We start from the raw sequence: 24,126 nt of genomic DNA, 5'->3' as shown, positions 1-24,126 counted from the left end.
CATTGTATAATTTTTCATATAAGGATAAAACATGCTTAAGATTAAAAAAAATGGACAAAAGGCTTGGGTTACATTTACACTCTCTTCAATAGAGGATATAAATGATGTTGTTATTTCTGGTGAATGGAACGGATGGAAGGATGAGCCGATGAAACGTAAAAAGAGTGGTGATTTTTATGTCACTAAAGTTCTTAGGTCTGGCGAATCTTTTCAATTTGGTTATAAAGTCAATGGTAATAACTGGATAATTGATGAAGAGTGCGATAGTATAGATTCGCCTTTTTTGAGTCAAAACTCTTTACTCAAACTATAGTTTTTTATGAAAAAAAGAGTATCCTTAGACAGTATAGAACTGTTTATAACTATTTATACATATTATAATCCAGAGGAGAATGAATGAAAGCAGTTGTAATGGCAGGTGGTTTTGGAACTCGAATCCAACCACTTACTAACTCTCGCCCTAAACCAATGTTGCCAATTGTAAACAAGCCAATGATGGAACACACTATGATGACCCTAAAAGATTTAGGGATTACAGAATTTATAGTCTTACTTTATTTCAAACCTGAGATTATTAAAAATTACTTTAAAGATGGAAGTGATTTTGGTATTAAAATTACTTATGTAGTTCCTGATGATGACTATGGTACTGCAGGTGCTGTTAAATTAGCACAGGAGTATATTGGGAATGATAACTTTATTATTATCAGCGGTGACTTAGTAACTGACTTTGATTTTAAGAAGATATTTGATTACCATGCACAAAAAGATTCAAAACTAACTATTACTTTAACTTCAGTTGACAACCCTCTTGAGTTTGGCGTAGTGATTGCAAATGATGAAGGAAAAATAGAAAAGTTCCTTGAAAAGCCAAGCTGGGGTGAGGTCTTTAGTGATACTATAAACACTGGTATTTATATTATTGAACCAGAGATTTTAGAGTATATTCCTAGAGGTGAGAATTTTGATTTTGCGAAGGACCTTTTTCCGCGTTTAATGAGAGAGGGAATAGAACTTATGGCGGGTTATGCTGAAGGTTATTGGCGCGATGTAGGTAACCCTGAGAGTTATCGTGATGTGTATGATGATATTTTGACAGATAAAGTGAAGCTTAAAATTAGTGGGCAACAAACAAGCTTTCCCGATGGAGTGCTATATAGTGATGAAGAGTATGTTTTTGATAAAAGCATAGAGTTTATTGGTAAGGTTGTTTTAGGTAAGAATGTAACACTTGCAAAGGGTGTAAAGCTCAACAATGTCGTTATAGGTGATAACGTTAATATAGGTAGAGATAGTAAAATACGCAACACTGTTATTTGGAATGATGTAAACATAGGTGCAAAGGCAATGCTTGATGGCTGTGTTATCTGTAACAACAACGAAATAGGTAAAAATGTTACAGCAAAAGCAGGGATGATACTAGCAGAAGGGTGTGAAATAGGCCAACTAGTTAGTGTAGAGCAAGATGTAACAATCTGGTCTGATAAGGTAATTGAAGATGCTTCTATTATCAGTCATAGTCTTATTCTTGGAAGTAAGTATAAAAACTCTATTTTTGAGCATGGTATGGTTGTTGGTCAGTCAAATGTTGAGCTCTCATGTGAGATGGCAACTAAGTTAGCTGAAGCCTTTGGTGCGCAACTCCCAGTTGGTTCAACTATTCTTGTCTCACGTGATTATCATAAAAACTCTCGTATGCTAAAACGTGCCTTTCTTGGGGGAATGCTCTCAGCTGGTATCAATGTAATTGATTACAGTGGTATACCTTCGGCAGTTTTGAGATGTAATCTCTCATCTCATGAAGAGTACACTGCAGGTGTGCATTTTCGCCAAAAAATAGACGATCCAACATCTACCGTTATTACTTTTTACAATCATGAAGCACTACGTCTTAACAATGATGTATCAAAAAAGGTAGAAAAAGCATTTTTTAAAGAGACTTTCCGCCGCGTTGATTACTCTAAAATCGGTGAAATTCATGAGTCAGACCATGAAAAAGAGTATGAAGTCTACAAAGATGGAATAAAGACTCTCTTGAAGTCTCATATGTTTAAGTGTGTAGATTGTCGTATTGCTGTAGATATGATGCATGGTATGGCTGCGGAGGTTTTTCCTGATATTTTAAATGATTTGGGTGTAGAAAATATCATGTTTAACGCCCATCCAGACGAGCACCGTTTAGCCAACATCAATGCCTTGAAAAAACAATCAACTGCAGATATGAGTGCTGTTATTAAAGCGCTTAAACTTGATGTTGGTTTTGTAATATATCCTTATGGACAGCGACTTGATATTATTTGTGATGAGGGGACAAAACTCACTAAGCAGACAACACTTTATGTAGTGCTTTTATTGTTAAATATGCAAGCTAAAGCTGAAGGTGTCAAAAAACGTGTATTTTTACCAACATGGGCAGCAGATATAGTCTATTTTGAGCACTTAGAAATTGAACGCGGTCAATATTCAAACTTTACAATAGCACAGATGAAAAAATACGACCTTGTAGCGACAGGTGAGGGTAACTTCGCGTTTACAGAGTTTGCAACGCATAGAGACTCTATGTATGCATCTTTAAAGATTCTTGAGATGATGTTAACCCTAGAAGTAAAACTTTCTGATTTGATAGCTACTTTACCAAGTTTTTATTACAACATATCTAAGGCAGAATGCTCTCAAGCTCTTAAAGGGAAAATGATGCGTATGTTCTTAGAAGATGCTAAAGGAAAAGAGTCTTCAACTCTTGATGGAGTGAAAATATGGTTAGATAAACATGACTGGATCTTAATGATTCCTGATCAGTATAATAATTATCTTAACCTGTACATTCAAGCTAAGAACGATACAAAAGGGCAAGAGATTTTAGCGACGTACATGGCTAAAATAGAGCAATGGTCTAAGTAATTATGTCACAATCATCACTTAACCTCTGCTTTTTTTGGCACATGCATCAGCCTGACTATAGGGGTAGTGATGGAGTGATGAGTATGCCTTGGGTTTTTCTACATGCCATAAAAGACTATTATGAGATGCCCTGGCTACTTAGTAGGCACAAGGGATTAAAAGCAACGTTTAACATAACAGCTCCACTTATTGAGCAGTTAAATCTTTACAAAGAGCCTTTGAAAAATGATTATTTTTTATCTCTGTGGCATATGCACCCATCAGAGCTTGACGATAACGCTAGAACTTGGCTCATAAAGACATGTAAATCTACTCAGTATGAGACTATGGTCAGGCCCATTGCTCACTTTAGTATGCTTTATCATCAAGAGATACTTAGTGATGCGGAACTTATCGATTTTGAAGTGGTTTTTATGTTAGCATGGTGTGGTAACTACCTGCGTCAGGAAAATACCCTAGTTAAAGAGCTTTTTGCAAAAGAAAAAGGGTTTACACAAGAAGATAAAACTAATCTACTAAAAATTTTATCTTCTTTTGTGCAGACTATCCTTCCCTTTTATGCACAGCTACAAGAGGAGGGTGTTATATCACTCTCAACTACACCTTATAACCACCCCATTTTGCCTCTTTTACTTGATATGAACAATGCAAAGAGGGCAAATGAGCATACTACTCTTCCAGACAACCCTATGTCAATGAGAGTAGATGCAATTGAGCAAGTGGAACGTTCAATCGCTTTATATAAAGAGACTTTTGGAAAAAAACCAACAGGTTTTTGGCCTGCTGAGGGTGCTGTAGATGAAGAGAGTGTAGCGATATACAAAGAGAGAGGAATTAGTTGGATTGCTACGGATGAGGCGATACTATTTCGTTCCTTAGAGGATGAAAATAGAAAGAGTCTCTATAAACCATACAGTTACAATGGCGTTACAATAGGTTTTAGAGACCATGGTCTTAGTGACCTTATAGGTTTCAACTACCGTTTTAAATCAGGAGATGATGCGAGTGAGCATTTTATGCAAGTGGTTGAACCAATTGCCAAAGAGAATGATAACGCTACACTATTTGTAATTTTAGATGGAGAAAATGCTTGGGAGTTCTTTGAAAATAATGCATATGATTTTTTTAATGAACTCTACCATCGTTTTTCAATTACACCATGGTGTAATACGGTTACTATGGATGAAGTCTCAAAACTTAAAAATCAAGCTACTCTTGAAAAACTTTCTCCAGGAAGTTGGATACACGGTAACTTTGACACTTGGTCGGGACATAGTGAAAAAAATCGTGCCTGGGAATTAATCTATCAGACTCGAAGGGACGTAAATAATTATACTAAAGATATATCTTCAGAAGTTGCGCAAAAGATTCAGTTTCACTTCTTAGCTTCAGAGTGTAGTGATTGGTTCTGGTGGTATGGAGATGACCATGTTACAGAGTTTGCTCTAGAGTTTGATACCCTTTTTAGAAACCATCTTATTAGTATTTACAGCTTACTTAAAATAGAAGCTCCTAGGGATCTTTTTGAGCCAATTATATCGCATAAGAGCAGTGAGTCTTTTTTACTAAAACCACAGAAGTCTATCTCTCCTCTCATTGATGGGAAATATAGCTCTTTTTTTGAATGGCTTGGAAGTGGATGTGTTAACGAGAGTAAACTCTACTCAACTATGGATAGGGTACGCGGACCAATAGAGAAGATACACTATGGACATAATGAAGAGACACTATTCTTAGCTTTTGAAGGTGATATGTCTTCTCTAGAGATGTCACACTTACAGCTAGAGATTATTTTTGAAGAGACGAGTGAGCATCTTCTTTTTAATATGGATAGGGTATATGAAGATAAGGAAGTGAAGTTGGCGATAGATGAACGTATAGAGTTAGCAATTTCACGAAAACACTTTAAAAACCAGAGCAGTGTGCATCTGCGTTTTGAGATTTTAAATGAAAATAATATCATACAGACTATGCCCGGTTATGGAGCACTTTTTATCGACTTGGATGAGTCTTATGCTGAGAATTGGTTTGTTTAGATGAGAAGAGTATTTAAAAAATTATCTATAGAAATATTTAGAGGAAATTTATATGTCTAATAACACAAAATTGCTTTTTGGAATTCATATGCATCAGCCAGTTGATAATTTTGACTGGGTTATAAAGCATGGCGTTGAAGTTTGCTACGGTCCATTTTTTGAAGTGATGAGTAAGTATCCAGAGTTTCGTTTTTCAGTGCATTGTAGTGGCTGGCTAATGGAGCAGATAAAAGAGTTACACCCAAAACTCTATAAACAGATTATGACGTTAGCTAAAAGAGGAAGTATAGAGTTTTTTAGTGCGGGTTATTATGAGCCAATACTCAGTGTTATTCCTTCAAAAGATCGTGTAACACAGATAGAGATGCTCAACAAAAGTATAAAATCGGAGTTTAAACAGACTCCACAAGGACTTTGGCTGACAGAACGTGTTTGGGAATCCTCTTTGATTCCCGATTTGAAAAAAGCGGGGATAAAGTATACGGTGATGGATGATTACCATTTTCAGTGTGCGGGATTTGATGAAGAGATACTCGATGGTTACTATATGAGTGAAGAGGGAGGAGAGGAGATAGCTCTTTTTCCAATCAGTAAAAAGCTGCGTTACGCCATTCCTTTTTTAAGTGTTGATTCTGCGATTAAAGCTATAAAGTCCTATAAAAGAGAAGAGAATTCTGCCGCTATTATTTTTGACGACGCGGAGAAGTTCGGTATGTGGCCTGGAACTCATGAATGGGTATATGAAAAAGGTTGGCTAGAGAGTTTTGTAAAAGCTGTTATAGCGGATGATAGTATAGAAACTATGCTCTATAGCGAGTACTACGAGCAGGAGAAAACGCGAGGAATCGCTTATCTTCCTAATGTTTCATATTATGAGATGGGAGAGTGGAGTCTTCGCGCCGACGATACTCTTAAACTTGAGACGTTTAAAAAAGAGATGGGTAGCAAGCGCTATGAGAGAGAGGGTGTTAAGTTTTTAAAAGGTGGCATCTGGAAAAACTTTCTTGTAAAGTATGAAGAGAGTAACAGAATACATAAACGCACTCTTGAACTCTCAAAGGCTAGAAAGAGCGTTAAAAAATCCTCTTTTGATATGGCGTTATATAAGGCCCAGACAAACGACTCACTTTGGCATGGCGTATTTGGCGGACTCTATCTACCAAATCTAAGAGATAACGCCTACCGTTATATAATCGAAGCTGAAAATGTGCGTTATGGTAAAAAAACTCTTTTAGCATGTGATCAAAATGAGCTTGATGGACATGATAAGATAAAGATGGTTACTCCAAGTTATATCTTCCGTTTTGATGGGGCTCATGGTGGCCAGTTGGTAGAGTTTGATATGCGTAAGGGCTGTTTTAATTGGCAAAATACTCTGACTCGTAGAAAAGAGGCGTATCATCAGAAAATATTTGAACCTAATCAAAATGAAGAGACTCCTATAGTTCAAGATGGAATCGATACCATTCATCATGCCAATGTGGAAGTGAATGATACACTCAAAGACGCAATAATTTACGACTGGTATCTTAAAAACTCTTTTGTGGACCATATAAGTGATGCTAACTTCAATGGCGACAACTTTCGTTATTGCGACTTTCGTGAGTTTGGAGACTTCTCAAATCAGCCCTTTGAAGTTTCATATACAAAAACAAGCGCCAAGTTTTTTAGAGACGGAGGAATGTTCTTTCCCGAGAGCTACAAGACGTCGTTAGAAAAAACATATACTCCTAAAAAGAATGGCTTTGACTTTGAGATAAAACTCTCCACTGAAGCTAAAGGGAGTTTCAAGTACGTACTTGAGCATAATCTTCACTTTGCAGGCTATGAAACGATAATGATAAACGACGTCGCTTTAGAAGATGAAGGAAAGCTTTCTGGCGTAAATGAACTTAAGATATATGACGCTCTGCTTCAACAAACTATTTATATTAAGCTTGAGCAGATTTGCGATATTTACTATTTTCAATTGAAGACACTTTCACAGAGTGAACATGGTTTTGACTTAAGCGTGCAGGGTATTAGCTTTGCGATGGTGATTCCATTTAGTGACTCTTTAGACCTAAAGGGCTCTTTGGAGGTTTTTGATGTCTGAGATTAGATACGACAGACTGCATGATACTCATGTCATTATTGCACCAGAACGCTTACATAGAACTGACTATAGCGTTAAGCGTGATGAAGTGAATATTGAACACAAAAACTGTCCTTTTTGCGAAGGAAATGAAAAGTTGACTCCGCCAGAAATATTTGCAATACGTGGCAAAGGTACTTTTGCCAATGAAGAGGGGTGGCATACTCGCGTTGTACCTAACCTTTTTAAGGCTGTACAGATTGAAATGCCATACAAACACCACTATGGTCCGTTTGAATACTTGGAGGGTTTTGGTGCTCATGAAATTGTCATCGACACCCCTAAGCATCACACTTCGATGGTACAGTGGAGCCAAGAAAATGTTGAGGAGTGGTTACAAACTTTGCGTCAACGCGTTTCTGACCTACGTCGTGATCATCGTATAGCGTACATATCTCTGTTTAAAAATGAGGGAACACAAGCTGGATCAACACAAGCTCATTCGCACACTCAAGTTATTGGATTACCCATCATTCCTAAGATACAAAAAGAGGCTTATGCTAGAAGTTATGAGTACTATAAAAGTAATGAGCACTCTTTAGTAGAGTCGGTCTTGATGCATGAAGAAGAGGATTCTCGGCGCATCATTGCTAACTCTAGCGATTTTACAGCTTACTGTCCTTACGCTAGTACTTATCCTTTTGAGGTAATGATTAGTTCTAAAGCTGCTCTGGGTCAGATAGATACTATTAGTGATGAGAGTATCAAAGAGTTGGCACCTTTACTCTTAGGGGTACTTAAAAAGATGAAGATTCAGTTAGACTCCTTTGATTTTAACCTTTGCATATCAACTCCACCTTTACAAGAAGGAAGCATAGAACATGAGTTACTCTCATCTGTGGACGAGGCTTGCAGATTCTCCATTCGTATCATGCCTCGGATATATAAATATGGCGGCTTTGAGCAGAGTACGGGAGTAGTTATAAATCCCGTAACGCCAGAACTAGCCGCAAAACTATTAAGAGAGGAAAAAGATGCTTAAGCCTTCTGTACTTTTTGTCTCAAGTGAGGTCTACCCTTTTGCAAAAAGCGGTGGTTTGGCAGATATAGCGCATAGCCTTCCTAGAGCTTTAAGTAAAGATTGTAATATTGAAGTTATTATGCCTCTGTATAGCTTTGTTAATAGAAAAACATACAATATTGTACCTGCTAATGAAAGTTTTAATATATCAATGAATGGCATAGTCTACCCTGTAGAGTTATACAAGTGCCTCTTTGAAGGTATGAGCTATCGGTTTATATACTCATCGCTTTTGTGCGATAGAGATTTTTTATACGGTCCTCCTGATAGTGGTTATGAAGACAATGCTCTGCGTTTTGCGCTTTTTAGTCGTGTAATAATTAGAGTATTAAAAGAAAACTCCTATGATGTTGTCCATTTGAATGATTGGCAGTGTGGATTAGTGCCTTTGCTGATAAAAGAAGATAAGAGTATAAATACAAAGACGCTTTTTACCATTCATAACCTCTCTTACCAAGGCGTGTTTGATTATGAAGTTTTACAAACTCTAGGCATTGATTCAAAATACTTCACTATGGAGTGCTTAGAGTTTTATGGACGAGTAAACTTCATCAAAGCGGCAATTGCAGATGCAGATATGGTTACTACTGTGAGTCCATCCTATGCAAAAGAGATACTTACTCCAGAGTTTGGGTGCGGATTAGAGGGTTTTTTGAGCCATCATCAAGAAAAACTTGTCGGTATTATTAATGGCATAGATACAGAACATTTTTCTCCCTCAAAAGATAAAAGACTTGAAAAACCATATAGTGATTTAAAAGCCAAAGCGACAAATAAGAGTGCTTATATTAAGGCGACGAAGCTTAAAGGCGTAAGAAAACCCCTATTTGTTTTTATTGGCCGTTTTGCTTGGCAAAAAGGAATGGACTTACTCATTGAAGCTCTCCCTATAATCGCTTCATATGAGTGTAATATCGCAATTTTAGGTGATGGAGAAGAGAAGTATCATATGGCTCTTAGAGAGATAGCAAAGGAGAACTCTAATGTACACTTGAGTTTTGCTTATGATGAGTCTCTCTCTCACCGTATGTATGCTAGTGCAGACTTTTTACTTATGCCTTCACTCTTTGAACCGTGTGGATTAAGTCAAATTATTGCTATGGCATATGGCGAAGTACCTATAGTACATCGTGTTGGTGGTTTGTCTGATACCGTTAAGGATTATAATGATTTTGATGCAAAAAAAGCCAAGGGATTTGGTATAACTTTTGATAAACCTAGCGTAGACGCATTTCTTAAAGCCATCGATGAAGCTATGAAACTATATGAAAATAAAAGTATCTATAATAAAATAGCAAAGCATAATATGGCTTGTGATTTTTCTTGGCAAGAGAGTGCTATGTCATATCTTAACTTGTATGAAAAAATATCTAAAAAAGAGAACTTATGAATAAACTAAATATATTAATTGCAGCTTCTGAAGTTGTTCCCTTTGCTAAGAGTGGTGGCCTAGCTGACGTTGTTGGTGCTCTACCTAAAGCTCTTCGTAAATTAGGACACGACGTACGCATTGTAATGCCGCGTTATTACATTGTCGATAAAGAGAAATATAATCTTAAGACACTTGATGGCTCATTAGGCGTGCCGATGGGAAGTATGGGTGAAGTTTGGGCTGGTGTTTTTGAAGGAGTTCTTCCAGGAAGTGATATTCCTATCTATTTTATTGAGCATGAAGAGTTCTTTGGTCGTAAAGGTTTATATGATGAAGATGGACAAGGGTATGGAGATAATGATAATCGTTTTATTTTCTTCTCAAAAGCAGTGATGCAACTAGCAAAAAAACTCCGCTTTAAACCTGACGTCATCCATGCAAATGATTGGCATACTGCGGCTATTCCCATTTTGCTTAATACAACTTATTCAAATGATTCAGACTTTGAACATACGGGGACGCTACTGAGCATTCACAACCTTCAGCATCAAGGTAAGTTTTACAAAGGCGCAATGGATGTCTTAGGGGTAGGATGGGAGCATTTTAACGCCAATGAGCTTGAAGAGTATGATGGCATTAACCTCCTTAAAGGTGGAATAGTTCATGCAGACGCTATAAACGCGGTAAGTAAAAAATATGCGGAGGAGATTCGTACATCTGAGTTTGGATGGGGACTAGAAGGTTTGATAAATGACAAAGCGTATAAGCTTTATGGCATTTTAAATGGTGTTGATTATGAAGAGTGGAGCCCGGCGGTAGATAAACTCATACCAGCAAACTTTGATATCGATGATCTTTCCGGCAAGGCTAAATGTAAAAAAACTTTGCAAAAAGAGTTTAAGCTTCCTGTTCGAAGTGATGTCCCAGTAATCGGTTTAGTTGGACGTTTGGCAGAACAAAAAGGTATAGATCTACTCGCTGGAGCAATTTCAAACTTGATGGAGCTTGATATTCAAATAGTACTTTTAGGTGCCGGTGAGAAGTGGGCTGAGCATTTCTTTGCTGATGTTGCTTTGAAATATCCTCAGAAATTTGCTTGCTATATAGGGTATCAAAATGATTTGGCACACAAAATAGAAGCTGGAAGTGATCTCTTTTTAATGCCTTCACTGTTTGAGCCATGTGGCCTCAACCAGATATATAGTCTGCGTTATGGAACCCTACCAATAGTACGCGCAACAGGTGGGTTAGATGACACTATTGAAAACTATGAAAGCAAAAGTAAGAGCGGTACGGGTTTTAAGTTTTATGATGCAACACCCGAGGCTTTAAATGGCACAGTGAAATGGGCGGTAGATGTCTGGTACAATGATGAGATAGGCTTTGATCAGTTAAGACGTAACGCTATGAAGAAACGTTTTGACTGGAGTGAAGCGGCTAAAGGTTATGAAGAACTTTACTCTCATATAATAAAGGGCCGCCTCAATAGCGCTGCCCAATAGGAAAAATAATGAAACACTCTATCCACTATGACTTATCTACTTTAACTGAGTTAGATATTTATCTTTTTAAACAGGGTAGCCATACAAAACTTTATGAGAAATTTGGCTCTCATATGATGACGCATAATGGCAAAAGTGGTGTACACTTTAGTGTATGGGCACCAAATGCACAAAATGTTAGTGTTCGAGGTGATTTTAATGACTATGTAGAAGATACTCACCCTCTTAAACTTCGTGAAGATGACTCTGGTATTTGGGAAGGCTTTATAGAAGGTGTTGAAGAGGGCTTAACATACAAGTACCACATTGTTTCAAAATTTCATAATATCGTACATGAGAAGAGTGATCCATTTGCTTTTTACAGTGAAAAACCTTCAAAATCAGCTTCTCGCGTATGGAGCCTTGAGAGTTATGAGTGGAATGATAAGGCTTGGATGAAGGAGCGTTTTAAGCATAATGCTCATGACGCACCAGTATCAGTCTATGAGATGCACCTTGGTTCATGGATGCGTAAAGTAGAAGAGGAAAATCGTTATCTAAGTTATAGAGAACTTAGTGTGGAGCTATTGAAGTACTTGAAGCAGATGAACTATACTCATGTTGAGTTTATGCCTTTAACTGAATACCCTTACTTTGGTTCATGGGGCTATCAGGTTGTTGGTTACTTTTCTGCAACTGCACGCTTTGGAGAGCCTGAAGATCTTATGTATTTAATCGATACACTCCATAACAATGGTATTGGAGTAATTATGGATTGGGTACCTTCTCACTTTGCCGTTGATATGCATGGACTGATTAACTTTGATGGAACGGCTCTATATGAGCATGAGGACCCAAGACAAGGATATCATCCTGAATGGGGTAGTATTATATTTAACTATGGCCGTAACGAAGTCAAATCTTTTCTTATCTCATCAGCGATGTTTTGGCTTGATAAGTATCATATTGATGGCATTCGTGTAGATGCAGTTGCCTCTATGCTCTATCTTAACTATGCTAGAGAAGAGGGGGAGTGGATTCCAAATGAGCATGGTGGAAATGAAAACTTAGAAGCAGTGTCGTTTTTGAGAAAGTTAAATGAGAGCGTATATTCAGAGTTCTCAGACATCATGATGATTGCAGAAGAGTCTACTGCTTGGCCAATGGTAACAAGGCCGACAAGCATAGGCGGTTTAGGTTTTGGCTTTAAATGGAATATGGGATGGATGCATGATTCATTAAAATATATGAGTTATGATCCGATTCATAGACAACACCACCATCATCAACTCACCTTTAGTCTTTGGTATGCGTTTGATGAGCACTTTATGCTACCTCTGAGTCATGATGAGGTTGTGCACATGAAAGGCTCACTCATAAATAAAATGCCCGGAGACAATAATCAAAAATTTGCAAACTTACGCGCAATGTATGCTTATATGATGGCACACCCTGGTAAAAAACTACTTTTTATGGGTGGAGATATTGCTCAGTTTTCAGAGTGGAACTTTGAGAAGAGTCTTGATTGGCATTTGCTTGAAAATCCTCTACACTCTAAACTACAAAAGATGGTAAGTGATTTGAATATGATATATCGTAGAGAGAGAGCCTTATATCTGTATGATGAAAAAAAGATTGGTTTTGAATGGATAGATGATGGGGACTACCAGCATAACTGTATCAGTTTTATGCGCAAGTCTGATGATGCAGATGAAACAGTCTATATCTTATGCAACCTTGCAGATGAAACGCGAGACTCTTATAAGGTTGGCGTGCCATTTGAGGGTGAGTATGAAGAGATATTTAACTCACAGTCAACTTATTATGAGGGTTGGAATATAGGTAACACGGGCCCTATAACTGCAAAAAAAGAGCAAATGCATGGAAGGGAGTACTCTTTAAGTTTAACACTTCCTCCTTTAGGTGTAATATACCTCAAACGAGTGATTAAAAAATAAACATAAAATTGATTATTTTATTTTCATTTTCTAATATAATAGTGTTAAAGGATTCATATGTCTCTAAAAGTAGCAATAAACGGAACTGGTAGAATAGGAATGATAGTCGCAAAGATTATTATGCAACGCGATGATGTAGAGTTAGTGGCGATTAATACAACCGCTAAGCCTGATATGCTCGAGTATCTATTCAAATATGATAGCATACATCGTGGAATAGATGCTAAGGTTATAGATGATAGCACTATTTTACTCGGTGGAAAAACAGTAAAGATGTTTAGCACTCGTGATCTCAATGAACTTGACTTTGGTTCAGCTGGTGCAGAGTTAGTTATTGAGTGTACAGGTGTTTTTTTAACAACGGAAAAAGCACAAGCATACTTGAAAAATGGCGTTAAAAAAGTTGTAATGTCGGCTCCGGCAAAAGACGATACGCCGACTTATGTGTTAAACATTAATACAGATGAGTATAAAGGCGAAGCAATAATCTCTAATGCAAGCTGTACTACAAATTGTCTTGCTCCAATTTGTAAGGTTCTCGATGATAGTTTTGGAATTGAAAATGGTCTGATGACTACTATTCACTCCTATACAAATGATCAAAATATACTAGACGTTAAACATAGCTCTGATAAACGCCGTGCTCGTGCGGCAGCAGTAAATATGATACCTACAACCACAGGTGCGGCAAAAGCTATTGCCCTTGTTATGCCCTCTTTAAAAGGAAAACTAAACGGATATGCTATGCGTGTTCCCACACCAGATGTCTCTGTAGTTGATTTGACTGTTAACCTGAAAAAAAACGTTAGTGTTGAAGAGATTAACGCTGCATTTGTCGAGGCTTCAGAGGGTGAGTTTAAAGGTCTAATAGAAGTTGATACCGATAAACGCGTATCGAGTGACTTCATAGGCTCAACTTACAGTTCAACTTACATTCCAGATATGACTAGCGTCGTAGATGGTAAAACAGTTAAGGTTTTAGCTTGGTATGATAATGAATGGGGATATAGCTCGCGTTTAGTTGATATGTGTGCTTTTATAGGTAACAAGTAATGCTACATTTCAGTCGTGACTTTAGTTTTGAGAACACTGCTGCACATCAAAATATGATGGATGATGCTTTTGCAAGTATATCAGAGGAGTATAAGAGTGGGGAGGTTGGTTACTATAACCTTCCTCATGACTCACATGCTCTTTTAGATGAGGTACAAGAGTTAATACAGGGAAACATACTGTTAAATTCAGGGCAGATAAAAGATATTGCTGTCATTGGTATTGGTGGTTCATCACTAGGTATTAAAGCAGTTAACTCTCTTATGCTATCAAAAAATCTAAATACGCGTAGATTACATTTTTTTGAAAATTCAGACCCTATTGATATCTCAAGAACTATGGCAAAGCTTAGAAAGGAAAATACGCTATTTATAGTTATATCCAAGTCCGGCTCAACCATAGAGACTACATCTATCTTTAAGACCATAATCTCTTACTTTGACTTGGAACTTGAATCTGTTGATTCTCAAAGAGTTATCGTCATAACGGATAAGGGTTCATCCTTATCACTGTTTGCTAAGCACTATGGAGTAAAACAGTTTAATATCTCTGATAACGTAGGTGGACGCTTTTCAGTTTTAAGTGCTGTAGGTATAGTTCCCTTAACTCTAGCAGGTTATGATACAAAAACACTTTTAGATAGTGCTGAAGGCTTTTTAACCCGCTTTTTTAATCATGAAGAGGATCATATTTTAGAGAAGGCTTGTCACTTTTATGAACATAGTCCTATGCAGAGTATAAACGTACTCTTTGCTTATGCAAATGACCTTGAAAATCTCTGTAAGTGGTATGTACAGCTATGGGGAGAATCCTTAGGTAAGATAAATACACAGGAGAAAAATGTTGGATTGACGCCAATTGGATTAATTGGCTCCATAGATCAACACTCATTTTTACAACTCTTAATAGAAGGTCCAAAAGATAAGACAGTTACTTTTGTAAGTATAGAAGATTTTGAAAATGACTTGAGCATACCCGATGTGACACTAAAACATATAGAAAAAACTAATTTTGTAAATAGTAATAGTTTTAATACTCTTATAAATGCACAGTGTGACGCAACGCGCGAAAGTCTCATTCAAAGTGGTGTATCCGTAGATAGTATCGTTTTTCAAAGAATATGTGAGGGTAATATTGGTACAATGATAATATATTATGAACTACTAACTTCTTTGGTTGGAGCTATGTTACATGTAAATACGTACGATCAACCTGGAGTTGAGTTAGGTAAAGATATTTTATATAAAAAATTTGGAAAATAAACCAATTAAAGGTTACTAATGGTATTACATGATTATCAATTCGATTCAAAGTATAAGACAAGTGTTGCTTACTTCTCCATGGAATTTGCTATACATCAAGCACTGAAAATATATTCAGGTGGACTTGGGTTTCTCTCAGGCTCACATATGCGTAGTGCTTATGACCTTAAACAAAATGTAGTAGGAATTGGTATCTTATGGAGTTATGGATACTATGATCAAGGACGTAATGAGAATGGTAGCCTACAAGCTGACTTTATAAGAAAACATTACTATTTTCTTGAAGATCTTGGTATACAGGCTACTGTTAACATTCACTCCCAAGACGTACATGTAAAGGCCTTCTATTTAGCTGCTGGCGTTTTTAATTCTGCACCTTTGATACTGCTTACTACGGATATACCTGAAAATGACTTTCTTGCAAGAACCATTACCCATAAACTTTATGACATGAATACAGAGACACGTATATCACAAGAGATTGTTTTAGGGATTGGTGGAGTAAAAGTTTTAAAATCCTTACAACACCAAGTGGATATATATCATATGAATGAAGGGCATGCTGTACCTTTAGTATATGAGTTATACTCTGAGCTAAAAGATATGCAAGAAGTTAAAAAAAAGGTTGTCTTTACAACACACACTCCTGAAGCGGCTGGAAATGAAGAGCATAACATTAACTTACTACATAAGTTTGGTTTTTTTAATGGTCTGAGTCTTGAAAAAGTTCGTGAAATAAGTTTGATGAAAAAGACAGACACTTTTAATCTTACTGTAGGTGCTTTAAGAGCGGTTAAAATGACAAATGCCGTTTCTAAGTTTCATGGAGAAGTGGCTAACCGTATGTGGAAAGAGTGTGAGGGGCGTTCAGAAATCACTTATATAACAAATGCACAAAATAGACGTTTTTGGACAGATAAGGGAATGCTTGGAGCCTTGGATGAACATGAAGACTATGCTCTCATATCACGTAAAAAACATCTCAAACGCATCTTATTTGATGAGGTAGCTGATCAGACTGGAAAAATGTTTAATCCAGACATACTTACTATAGTCTGGGCAAGACGTTTTGCAGAGTATAAACGACCAGGGCTTATCAAGCAAGATTTACTGCGTTTTAAAGCGATGTTAGAGAGTGAAAAATATCCTGTTCAGATTATTTGGGCAGGTAAACCTTACCCTTTTGATACAAATGCAGTTAATACTTTTAACGAGTTGATTCATATCAGTAAAGATATGAAAAATATGGCTGTTTTGATTGGTTATGAGCTTGAGCTCTCTGGCGTTTTGAAAAAAGGGAGTGATTTATGGTTAAATACTCCTCGCGTATCTAGAGAAGCAAGCGGTACAAGTGGAATGACAGCAAGTATGAATGGCTCTATTCATCTCTCTACAAATGATGGTTGGCACCCTGAGTTTTCTAAAGATGGTTGTAACTCTTTTACCATTCCGCCGATTGATCACAACAAACCACCCGAAGAGCAAGACTATGAAGATAATAAGAATTTAATGGATATGCTTGAAAATGAGATAATTCCTAGATATTATCAAAGACCCGAGCAGTGGACGCAGATGATGAAAAAAGCTATGGAAGACGTTATTCCTGCCTTTGACTCAGGGCGTATGGCTCATGAGTATTATGTCAAAATGTATGACATCTAAATAGGATATAAAATGACAAGTAATATTGCATATATGAGTGGCGTTAAAAGTCTTAAAGAGATAGATGTTACAGGTAAAAGGGTATTGATTCGTGTGGATTTTAATGTTCCTATGGATAATCATTTTAATATTTCAGATGATCGTCGTATTAAAGAAGCCTTACCAACGATTAATTATTGTATAGACCATAACGCATGCTCTATTACTCTTGTATCACACCTTGGTAATCCAAAAAATGGATACGAAGACTCTTTTACACTAAGACACATTCAAAAAAGACTCGAGCGTTTATTAGAAAAAAAAGTAGAGTTTATTGATGACTTTGAAGCTTCTAAAGCAGAGATATCTACTTGTTCGCTTGAACGCGTCTTTTTACTTGAAAATATACGTTTTCACGATGGAGAGAAGAAGAATGATGCTGAACTCTCAAAAAAACTTGCTGATATATGTGACGTTTATGTAAATGATGCTTTTGGAACGTCGCATAGAAAGCATGCATCTACATATGGAATAGCTAAATATGTTGAGAATAGCGTTGCAGGTTTTTTAATGATGAAAGAGATAGCCGCTTTTAATAAGGCACTTGAAAAACCTATACGACCCATCGCTTTAGTTGTTGGAGGTGCGAAGATATCATCGAAGATTACCCTTTTAAGCTCTGTAATGCCAAAAATAGATAAGTTAATCATAGGTGGCGCTATGAGTAATACTTTTCTTAGTGCACAAGGTTATGATATGCAAGCTTCACTCTTTGAAGAGGAGTTTGTTAAAACTGCAAAAAAAGTGCTAGAAGATGCAAAAGTAAATGGCGTTAAGGTCTACCTCCCTGTTGATGCTGTAATAACAGACTCAATTGAGCATCCTGTGGATGTAAGAGTTGTGCCATCTCAAGATGTTTTAGAGGGTTTTCATGCAGTTGATATTGGACCTGCTACACTGAAGCTTTTTTCTGAAGCTATAGAGCTTTCTAACACAATAATATGGAACGGCCCAATGGGAATTTATGAAATAGAAAGATTTTCAAAAGGAACTTATAAGCTTGCAAGCGCCATAGGTGACTGCTATGCTTATACTATTGTTGGGGGTGGAGACACTGCTGATGCTGTAGAAAAGGCAGGTGAAAAAGATAACTTTAGCTTTATATCTACTGGTGGAGGAGCAAGCTTAGAACTCTTAGAAGGTAAGATTTTACCTGGATTTGAATGTCTCCAGAGACGCTAGAGTAAAGTGTTGAAATATGAACTCAGATAAACAACTTTCTATCCTTGATAAACATTTCTGCTCTATAGAGAAGATAATACTGTTACGTCAAGATCCCATTACCGGACTTCTTCCTGCTAGTACAGCGGTTAACGCACATGGAGATTATACTGATGCATGGGTGAGAGATAATGTTTATAGTATTTTGAGTGTATGGGGACTTGCTCTTTCTTATAAAAAATATGACGCTAAGCATGAGAGGAGTTACACTCTAAGCCAAAGTGTGGTTAAGTTAATGAGAGGACTCCTTAGTGCCATGATGCGACAATCTGATCGTATTGAAAAGTTTAAACATACCCTTAATCCTACAGATGCTCTACATGCAAAGTATGGAACTACTACAGGTTTAGCTGTAGTAGGAGATGATGAGTGGGGACACTTACAACTTGATGCGAGCTCTTTATACTTACTTATGCTCTCCCAGATGACAGCTTCAGGACTTCAGATTATCTATACTATTGATGAAGTGAATTTTATACAAAATATGGTGCATTATATTAGTCGTACATACTGTACGCCAGATTATGGTATTTGGGAAAGAGGAAACAAGATTAACCATGGAACTACTGAGATAAATGGAAGCTCAGTAGGTATGGCAAAAGCGGCATTAGAAGCGATAAATGGATTTAATCTATTTGGTGATGTTAATAGCAATGAAGCGGTTATACATGTAATAGCAAGTGATATCGCACGGTCGCGTTCTACTCTTTATGGACTCTTACCACGCGAGTCAAATTCAAAAGAGACTGATGCCGCTCTGCTTAGTATTATCGGTTATCCTGGATATGCGATAGAAGATAAAGAGTTAGTGGAACTCACCCGTGAAAAGATTATCACAAAACTAGCTGGTAATTATGGGTGTAAGCGTTTCTTACTTGATGGGCATCAAAGTAGTATAGAGGATGCTTCAAGACTACATTATGAGCCCTCAGAACTACGTGAGTTTGAAGATATAGAGTCTGAATGGCCACTATTTTTTACCTACCTTCTTCTTGATGCTTTAATGCATAATGATAGTGATGAGATTCAAAAATGGCAACAAAAACTAGAACCACTTTTTGTCGAAGAAGAGGGGCAAATGCTGCTCCCTGAGCTATATATTGTGCCAAAAGAGAGTATTGAGGCTGAGAAGCAAGAGCCAAAAAGTCAACTGCGCGTTCCGAATGAGAACCTACCCTTAGTCTGGGCGCAAAGTCTCTATATGCTTAGTGAAATGATAATGGATGGCGTTTTATCGCCTGAAGATATTGATCCTTTAAACCGTCGTAAACGCATAGGACATGAACTAGGTGCAGAGCCATTGGTATTTATACTTGCAGAAAATGAGATTATCAAAAAGCAACTAGAAGAAGAGGGCTTTAAATCTGAAACACTTCAAGAGATTCAACCAGTAAAGGTGCTTTATGCCTCTGAACTCTCTGAGGTACATACATTTTTAGGTAAAAATAAAAAACTAGGATTAAGCGGGAGACCAAATCTAGTAACGCGAACGATTACAACATCTCAAATACACCTACTTGGAGGAGAGCAAGTTCTCTTTTTACCTTACTATTTTAATCCAAAGGGATTTTATTTTAGTTATGACAATAAACTACTTGTTGAGCACTTTAGATCATCATTAAAGTTTCTTCTTGATCAATGGGATCAGACAAAAAAACCTATCATTCCATTTTTAGTTCGAGAAGATATGCTTCTTGGTAGTGGAAAAAAAGTTCTATTTGAACTCTTGGATAATATTCGAAATAATAGATGTAGAGTAGGAGAAGTAGAAATAAAACCATTAAGAGAATTATTAGATAAAGCAGCTATTGAAAGAATTGATTATATTCATGATTTTAAATTAAATACTCTTGAACTTGTAGCAAATAGCCAATCAAATGAGATGCTATCACCCCTAAGTAAAACTTACGATTCATCCATTATGGAAGTGTTTAAAAAACTTAATAGTGAAGATGACTCCTCTTTAATAATATCTTTGCTTGATAAAGAGGATTGTCGTATACAAGTATATGCACTTTCTATTTTAAATAAAAGACATGGAAAAGATTTTAAATTTATATTTGATAACCAAGAGAGACAATTATCAGTCGTAGCGCAAGAGTTATACGAATCTGCTACTCTACATCACAATTGGGCAGTTGTAAGGCGAATAGCAGAAATAACACAAATATATGATGATAGACTTGAAGATGTACTACTTGATATTATCATACGACATAAACGCCTTGCCGTTGGACGCGCTTATAGTGAAAAAGCGACTTTTAGCAAACCACATGAGAGTCTAGCAATCCTGAAAATAATTAAAGAGTTCTGTGGTAACAATCCTGCTGAGAGTGTTTTAACACAAGAAATTATTTTACATCTAGGGCATTTAATACGTACAGAGCCAAAACTCTTTGAAAATATGATAACACTTCGTACTTGGTCATTTGTACAACTTTTAGTTGGACAAATTAGCCGTTTAAAGAGTCTCTCATTTGGTGATGCTTACGAATATTTACTAGGTTTAGCTCCACATGATATTTATGATAATCTTCGTACCATTATTCAATCATTTAGCCGAGAAATAAATGAGTTGCATGAGCTTGAAAATTTACATGTCTCAGGAATATCAACTTTAGAGTCCACTAAACTACCATCCTCTATTGAAGAGAACTCTACGACAAAAGATTGGGCACACTGGAGACAAAATAAAGGCATTATAGGTGGTTTGCCCTCAAGCTTTTATGAAGATGTCTGGAGCCTACTTCAAAAATGTAATGGATTAGTAATTGGTGATAAGTATAGTATTCAAAATCGCATAGGCTCAGAGTTGACTCTTGAATCAACTATTGGTGAACGTAGTTTTGAATTAAGAATAGATGGACTACTTCAAAGTATTCCTGCTCCAGACTATCGTCAATTAAATATAGAAGCAATAGAGAGTCTTGCAAGACTTTTTAGTCAAAGTCCACAACTATTTGTAGAAGATGACTTAGTATTGGATGTATTAATTGGTCATGCTGTGAGAATATCTTGGAAAAAATATAATACCTCGGATAATTATGATGAACAAAGAGGACAAGCTTGGGAAGCAATGTATATGTACTCTCCACAAGAGACAGATAAAGCGTTTATCGACGCTTTTATGCATCTACTCACACCTGATAAGCTTGAAAATGAGCATATACAATAAAAATATATAGAAGGCAAAATATGATAATAGCAGGTGATATCGGTGGTACAAAAACTAACCTGGGAATATATAAAGTTATTGATGGCGTTTTAGAATTACAGGCTCAATCTCAATACTCTAGCAAAGATTATTCGACATTTATTGAAATAATTAGCGTTTTTATGAAAGAAAATTCAATGCCTCTTATTAAATCAGCTTGTTTTGGCGTCGCTGGTCCAGTAATAGACGGTCGTTGTAAAACTACTAATTTACCCTGGGATATAAAAACTTTAGAGCTTCAAAATCATCTTAAAACGCAAAATGTAAACTTACTTAATGATGTAGAAGCGACAGCATATGGTATGTTGTATCTTAAAGATGATGAGTTTGTTGATTTAAACCCTGAGGGTAGCGTAGTAAATGCTAATCGTTGCGTTATAGCAGCAGGAACGGGACTAGGAGAAGCGATACTCTATTTTAATGGTAATAAATACCACCCTATTGGATCTGAAGGTGGACATACTGACTTTGCTCCCTTAACAGAGCAACAAGATGAGCTTTTAAAATGGCTGAGAAATCATTATCCAAAACATGTGAGCTATGAGCGAATACTCTCAGGAGCTGGTATTTTTGCTCTTTATGAGTTCTTACTAGAGAGTGGATATGCACCGCAGCCAGCTAAAATGCTAAATATAGAAGAGGGTAGAGATAAAAGTGCGATGATAAGTGAATGTGCATTAGAAGATAATGATCCATTATGTGTAGAAACACTACTTCTTTTTAGTGAGATATATGGAGCTGAAGCTGGAAACCTTGCTTTAAAAAGTATGTCTCTTGGAGGTGTCTATATTGGTGGGGGTATCGCACCCAAGATATTACCTATACTTAAACATGAGAGTTTTTTAAATGCTTTTGTTAGTAAAGGGCGTTTTGAAGAGATGTTACGAAGCATGGCTATTAAAATCTCTTTAAATCAAGAAACCGCACTTCTAGGTGCGGCTCATTTTGCGATGGATAGATTTCTAGAAAATTAATCCTAAACGCATAATGATAATTTAAAGACGACTAAGAAGTTCAGTTTTTTTAGTGTTAAATTCATCACTTGTAAGTGCACCAGCATCATACAGACTAGATAATTTTTCTATTAGTTCTATTATTGTGTCTGATGATACATTTGGTTTTATATTAGCCTCAGGCTGTTTTGTAGTAATTGGCGTTTGATTTGTAGCATTGTTTTGAGGAGTTTGTGAAAAGTTATTCTCAGTAGGCGATGCAAAATTATTCTGAGCTACTGGAGGAATATTACCCTGACCATAGATAATAGGCAGTGTGGAAACTGATATAGTTCCATATTGACTACTGAAAGTTAGGGATGTGTCTCCACCTTGTTGTTGTGAAACTCCACCTATATTATTATCTAGTGTATCATAAACGCTAACATTCCCATTTACTTCAACGGCGAGTCTATTTGGAAATACTGCATAGCGTATGTTATTTTGGCCACCACTACTAAATGGAGAGCCTAGGCCTAGATTAGTCGGCCACCATTGATTACTCTCTCTTGTTCCTGCAGGTGCTTGTGGAAAAATTTGCATATTAAGCAGAGCATTTGAGATTTCAGTACACAAGTTATCTACAGTGTTTTTAAGGCCATTGTTGAACATATCGCCAACCATAGTCATACCACCTTTCATCCACTGACCCGAACCACCAAGTTCAGGGGAACTAAACTGAGCCATAGTCCCACCGCCATTATTTACAGCACCTATCATATAGATGATGGCGTTTGGACTTAAATTATATCTATTGGAGAGATCGTTTACTAAATTTTGACCTTCTGATGTAAGCTTTTGCATGATGGGAACCTCACTTTTATATTAATGTGATTATAGCATTTTTTAGGAGTTATATATTAACTAAACTTATTAATTAAAGTACAATGAGTAATATCATAGTACATATTAAGCTTAATAGGTATAAAATATACTCCTATCGATAAAGTAATTTGACTCAATCTTTCAAGGATTAAAGAGATGCTATTACAAACAAGTTGTGATTTTACATTTGATATCACAGAACCTACTCCCTTTGTATTAATGTTACGCCCACAAAGTGGCGCAAATCAATGGATATCTTCTCAAACTTATGAGATCTTTCCAACTACTTCAGTAACTGAATTTACTGATATTTATGGAAACTTATGTCAGAGACTTGTCGCCCCGCCAGGTAAATTTGCAATTTATACCTCTACAAAAGTTATTACGTCTGATTATGTAGATGAGTATCCAGGCGCTGAATTTGTTGCTATACAAAATCTACCAGAAGAGGTACTAATATATTTACTGCCAAGTAGATACTGCGAATCTGATAGATTTTCTCAAATGGCTGCAGAAATTACAAGTGGTGAACTTTTGGGATACAATCAAGTCTTAGCAATAGTAAATTGGATGAGAAATACAATTAGTTTTGAGCCTAATATTAGTGATACTCTTGTTTCAGCAATAGAAGTTAAAGAGAGAAAATATGGAGTATGTAGAGATTTTTCTCATCTCGCAATTGCCATGTGTCGTAGCCTTAGTATACCCACTCGTATGGTAGTTGGATACCTGCATGGATTAGAACCCATGGATTTACATGCTTGGTTTGAAGCATATGTAGGAAATCGTTGGTACACATTTGATGCCACTCAAGCACAAATGAAAGGTGGATATGTAGCTATAGGATATGGTCGCGACGCAGCGGATGTAGCTATTTATAATCAGTTTGGGCCTAGCTTACATCCTGCAACGCAACATGTTCACGTAGAAGAAATTAAAGCATAGAGGATAAAAT

General features: G+C 36.7%; 16 protein-coding genes. 15 read left to right on the top strand and 1 reads right to left on the bottom strand.

The annotated features are described in order from the left end of the window. Positions 1-31 precede the first annotated feature (31 nt). The 14 genes from GJV85_RS07440 (at position 32) to glk (ending at position 22,328) form a co-directional block, all read left to right on the top strand. Entirely contained in the window at positions 32-313 is a 282-nt protein-coding gene (locus GJV85_RS07440) for an early set domain-containing protein (protein ID WP_207560762.1), read from the top strand. Between the two features lie 83 nt (positions 314-396). Further along, positions 397-2,901: a sugar phosphate nucleotidyltransferase gene (locus GJV85_RS07435; protein WP_207560761.1), complete on the top strand. Its 2,505-nt coding sequence runs from the start codon at positions 397-399 to the stop codon at positions 2,899-2,901. Between the two features lie 2 nt (positions 2,902-2,903). Then, on the top strand, positions 2,904-4,937 hold the full coding sequence (locus tag GJV85_RS07430) for a glycoside hydrolase family 57 protein (RefSeq protein ID WP_207560760.1): 2,034 nt from the start codon (positions 2,904-2,906) through the stop codon (positions 4,935-4,937). Positions 4,938-4,989: 52 nt separating this feature from the next. Beyond that, a complete protein-coding gene (locus GJV85_RS07425) occupies positions 4,990-7,032 on the top strand; it encodes an alpha-amylase/4-alpha-glucanotransferase domain-containing protein (RefSeq protein WP_207560759.1) in 2,043 nt (680 codons plus the stop codon). After that, positions 7,025-8,053: a galactose-1-phosphate uridylyltransferase gene (locus GJV85_RS07420; protein ID WP_207560758.1), complete on the top strand. Its 1,029-nt coding sequence runs from the start codon at positions 7,025-7,027 to the stop codon at positions 8,051-8,053. Before GJV85_RS07425 ends, GJV85_RS07420 begins: the two co-directional genes overlap by 8 nt. Then, positions 8,046-9,482, top strand: a complete 1,437-nt coding sequence (locus tag GJV85_RS07415) for a glycogen synthase (protein ID WP_207560757.1) — start codon at positions 8,046-8,048, stop codon at positions 9,480-9,482. The genes GJV85_RS07420 and GJV85_RS07415 overlap by 8 nt, the downstream gene beginning before the upstream one ends. Continuing rightward, on the top strand, positions 9,479-10,966 hold the full coding sequence (gene glgA, locus GJV85_RS07410; protein WP_207560756.1) for a glycogen synthase GlgA: 1,488 nt from the start codon (positions 9,479-9,481) through the stop codon (positions 10,964-10,966). The genes GJV85_RS07415 and glgA overlap by 4 nt, the downstream gene beginning before the upstream one ends. Positions 10,967-10,974: 8 nt before the next feature. Further along, positions 10,975-12,903 carry a 1,4-alpha-glucan branching protein GlgB gene (glgB, locus tag GJV85_RS07405; protein ID WP_207560755.1) on the top strand — a complete coding sequence of 643 codons (1,929 nt, stop codon included), beginning with the start codon at positions 10,975-10,977 and terminating at the stop codon, positions 12,901-12,903. Positions 12,904-12,960: 57 nt separating this feature from the next. Beyond that, positions 12,961-13,956: a type I glyceraldehyde-3-phosphate dehydrogenase gene (gene gap, locus GJV85_RS07400; protein ID WP_207560754.1), complete on the top strand. Its 996-nt coding sequence runs from the start codon at positions 12,961-12,963 to the stop codon at positions 13,954-13,956. Further along, positions 13,956-15,218 (top strand): glucose-6-phosphate isomerase, encoded by a 1,263-nt coding sequence (locus GJV85_RS07395; RefSeq protein ID WP_207560753.1) that lies wholly within the window; start codon positions 13,956-13,958, stop codon positions 15,216-15,218. The genes gap and GJV85_RS07395 overlap by 1 nt, the downstream gene beginning before the upstream one ends. Positions 15,219-15,236: 18 nt before the next feature. Beyond that, a complete protein-coding gene (gene glgP / locus GJV85_RS07390) occupies positions 15,237-16,880 on the top strand; it encodes an alpha-glucan family phosphorylase (RefSeq protein WP_207560752.1) in 1,644 nt (547 codons plus the stop codon). 12 nt (positions 16,881-16,892) lie between these two features. Next, complete coding sequence (locus tag GJV85_RS07385; protein WP_207560751.1) at positions 16,893-18,101, top strand: phosphoglycerate kinase; 1,209 nt, start codon at positions 16,893-16,895, stop codon at positions 18,099-18,101. Between the two features lie 16 nt (positions 18,102-18,117). Continuing rightward, positions 18,118-21,315 carry a phosphorylase b kinase regulatory subunit alpha/beta gene (locus GJV85_RS07380; protein WP_207560750.1) on the top strand — a complete coding sequence of 1,066 codons (3,198 nt, stop codon included), beginning with the start codon at positions 18,118-18,120 and terminating at the stop codon, positions 21,313-21,315. Between the two features lie 20 nt (positions 21,316-21,335). Further along, positions 21,336-22,328 carry a glucokinase gene (gene glk, locus GJV85_RS07375; protein WP_207560749.1) on the top strand — a complete coding sequence of 331 codons (993 nt, stop codon included), beginning with the start codon at positions 21,336-21,338 and terminating at the stop codon, positions 22,326-22,328. A gap of 21 nt (positions 22,329-22,349) precedes the next feature. On the opposite strand, the gene GJV85_RS07370 is transcribed toward glk, so the two are convergent. Continuing rightward, entirely contained in the window at positions 22,350-23,150 is an 801-nt protein-coding gene (locus GJV85_RS07370) for an SHOCT domain-containing protein (RefSeq protein ID WP_207560748.1), read from the bottom strand. Positions 23,151-23,327: 177 nt separating this feature from the next. Here GJV85_RS07370 and GJV85_RS07365 point away from each other — a divergent pair, with 177 nt between their 5' ends. Continuing rightward, complete coding sequence (locus tag GJV85_RS07365; RefSeq protein WP_207560747.1) at positions 23,328-24,116, top strand: transglutaminase-like domain-containing protein; 789 nt, start codon at positions 23,328-23,330, stop codon at positions 24,114-24,116. The last annotated feature ends 10 nt before the right edge of the window (positions 24,117-24,126 follow it).

Origin of the sequence: Sulfurimonas aquatica (genome assembly GCF_017357825.1) — a bacterium.
GTDB classification, from domain to species: Bacteria; Campylobacterota; Campylobacteria; order Campylobacterales; family Sulfurimonadaceae; genus Sulfurimonas; species Sulfurimonas aquatica.
This window is presented reverse-complemented; position numbering and strand designations above follow the sequence as displayed.

Bases quoted from the DNA above. Each gene is read 5' to 3' on its own strand.
- GJV85_RS07440 (WP_207560762.1), top strand. From the start codon at position 32: ATGCTTAAGATTAAAAAAAATGGACAAAAGGCTTGGGTTACATTTACA.
- GJV85_RS07435 (WP_207560761.1), top strand. From the start codon at position 397: ATGAAAGCAGTTGTAATGGCAGGTGGTTTTGGAACTCGAATCCAACCA.
- GJV85_RS07430 (WP_207560760.1), top strand. From the start codon at position 2,904: ATGTCACAATCATCACTTAACCTCTGCTTTTTTTGGCACATGCATCAG.
- GJV85_RS07425 (WP_207560759.1), top strand. From the start codon at position 4,990: ATGTCTAATAACACAAAATTGCTTTTTGGAATTCATATGCATCAGCCA.
- GJV85_RS07420 (WP_207560758.1), top strand. From the start codon at position 7,025: ATGTCTGAGATTAGATACGACAGACTGCATGATACTCATGTCATTATT.
- GJV85_RS07415 (WP_207560757.1), top strand. From the start codon at position 8,046: ATGCTTAAGCCTTCTGTACTTTTTGTCTCAAGTGAGGTCTACCCTTTT.
- glgA (WP_207560756.1), top strand. From the start codon at position 9,479: ATGAATAAACTAAATATATTAATTGCAGCTTCTGAAGTTGTTCCCTTT.
- glgB (WP_207560755.1), top strand. From the start codon at position 10,975: ATGAAACACTCTATCCACTATGACTTATCTACTTTAACTGAGTTAGAT.
- gap (WP_207560754.1), top strand. From the start codon at position 12,961: ATGTCTCTAAAAGTAGCAATAAACGGAACTGGTAGAATAGGAATGATA.
- GJV85_RS07395 (WP_207560753.1), top strand. From the start codon at position 13,956: ATGCTACATTTCAGTCGTGACTTTAGTTTTGAGAACACTGCTGCACAT.
- glgP (WP_207560752.1), top strand. From the start codon at position 15,237: ATGGTATTACATGATTATCAATTCGATTCAAAGTATAAGACAAGTGTT.
- GJV85_RS07385 (WP_207560751.1), top strand. From the start codon at position 16,893: ATGACAAGTAATATTGCATATATGAGTGGCGTTAAAAGTCTTAAAGAG.
- GJV85_RS07380 (WP_207560750.1), top strand. From the start codon at position 18,118: ATGAACTCAGATAAACAACTTTCTATCCTTGATAAACATTTCTGCTCT.
- glk (WP_207560749.1), top strand. From the start codon at position 21,336: ATGATAATAGCAGGTGATATCGGTGGTACAAAAACTAACCTGGGAATA.
- GJV85_RS07370 (WP_207560748.1), bottom strand. From the start codon at position 23,150: ATGCAAAAGCTTACATCAGAAGGTCAAAATTTAGTAAACGATCTCTCC.
- GJV85_RS07365 (WP_207560747.1), top strand. From the start codon at position 23,328: ATGCTATTACAAACAAGTTGTGATTTTACATTTGATATCACAGAACCT.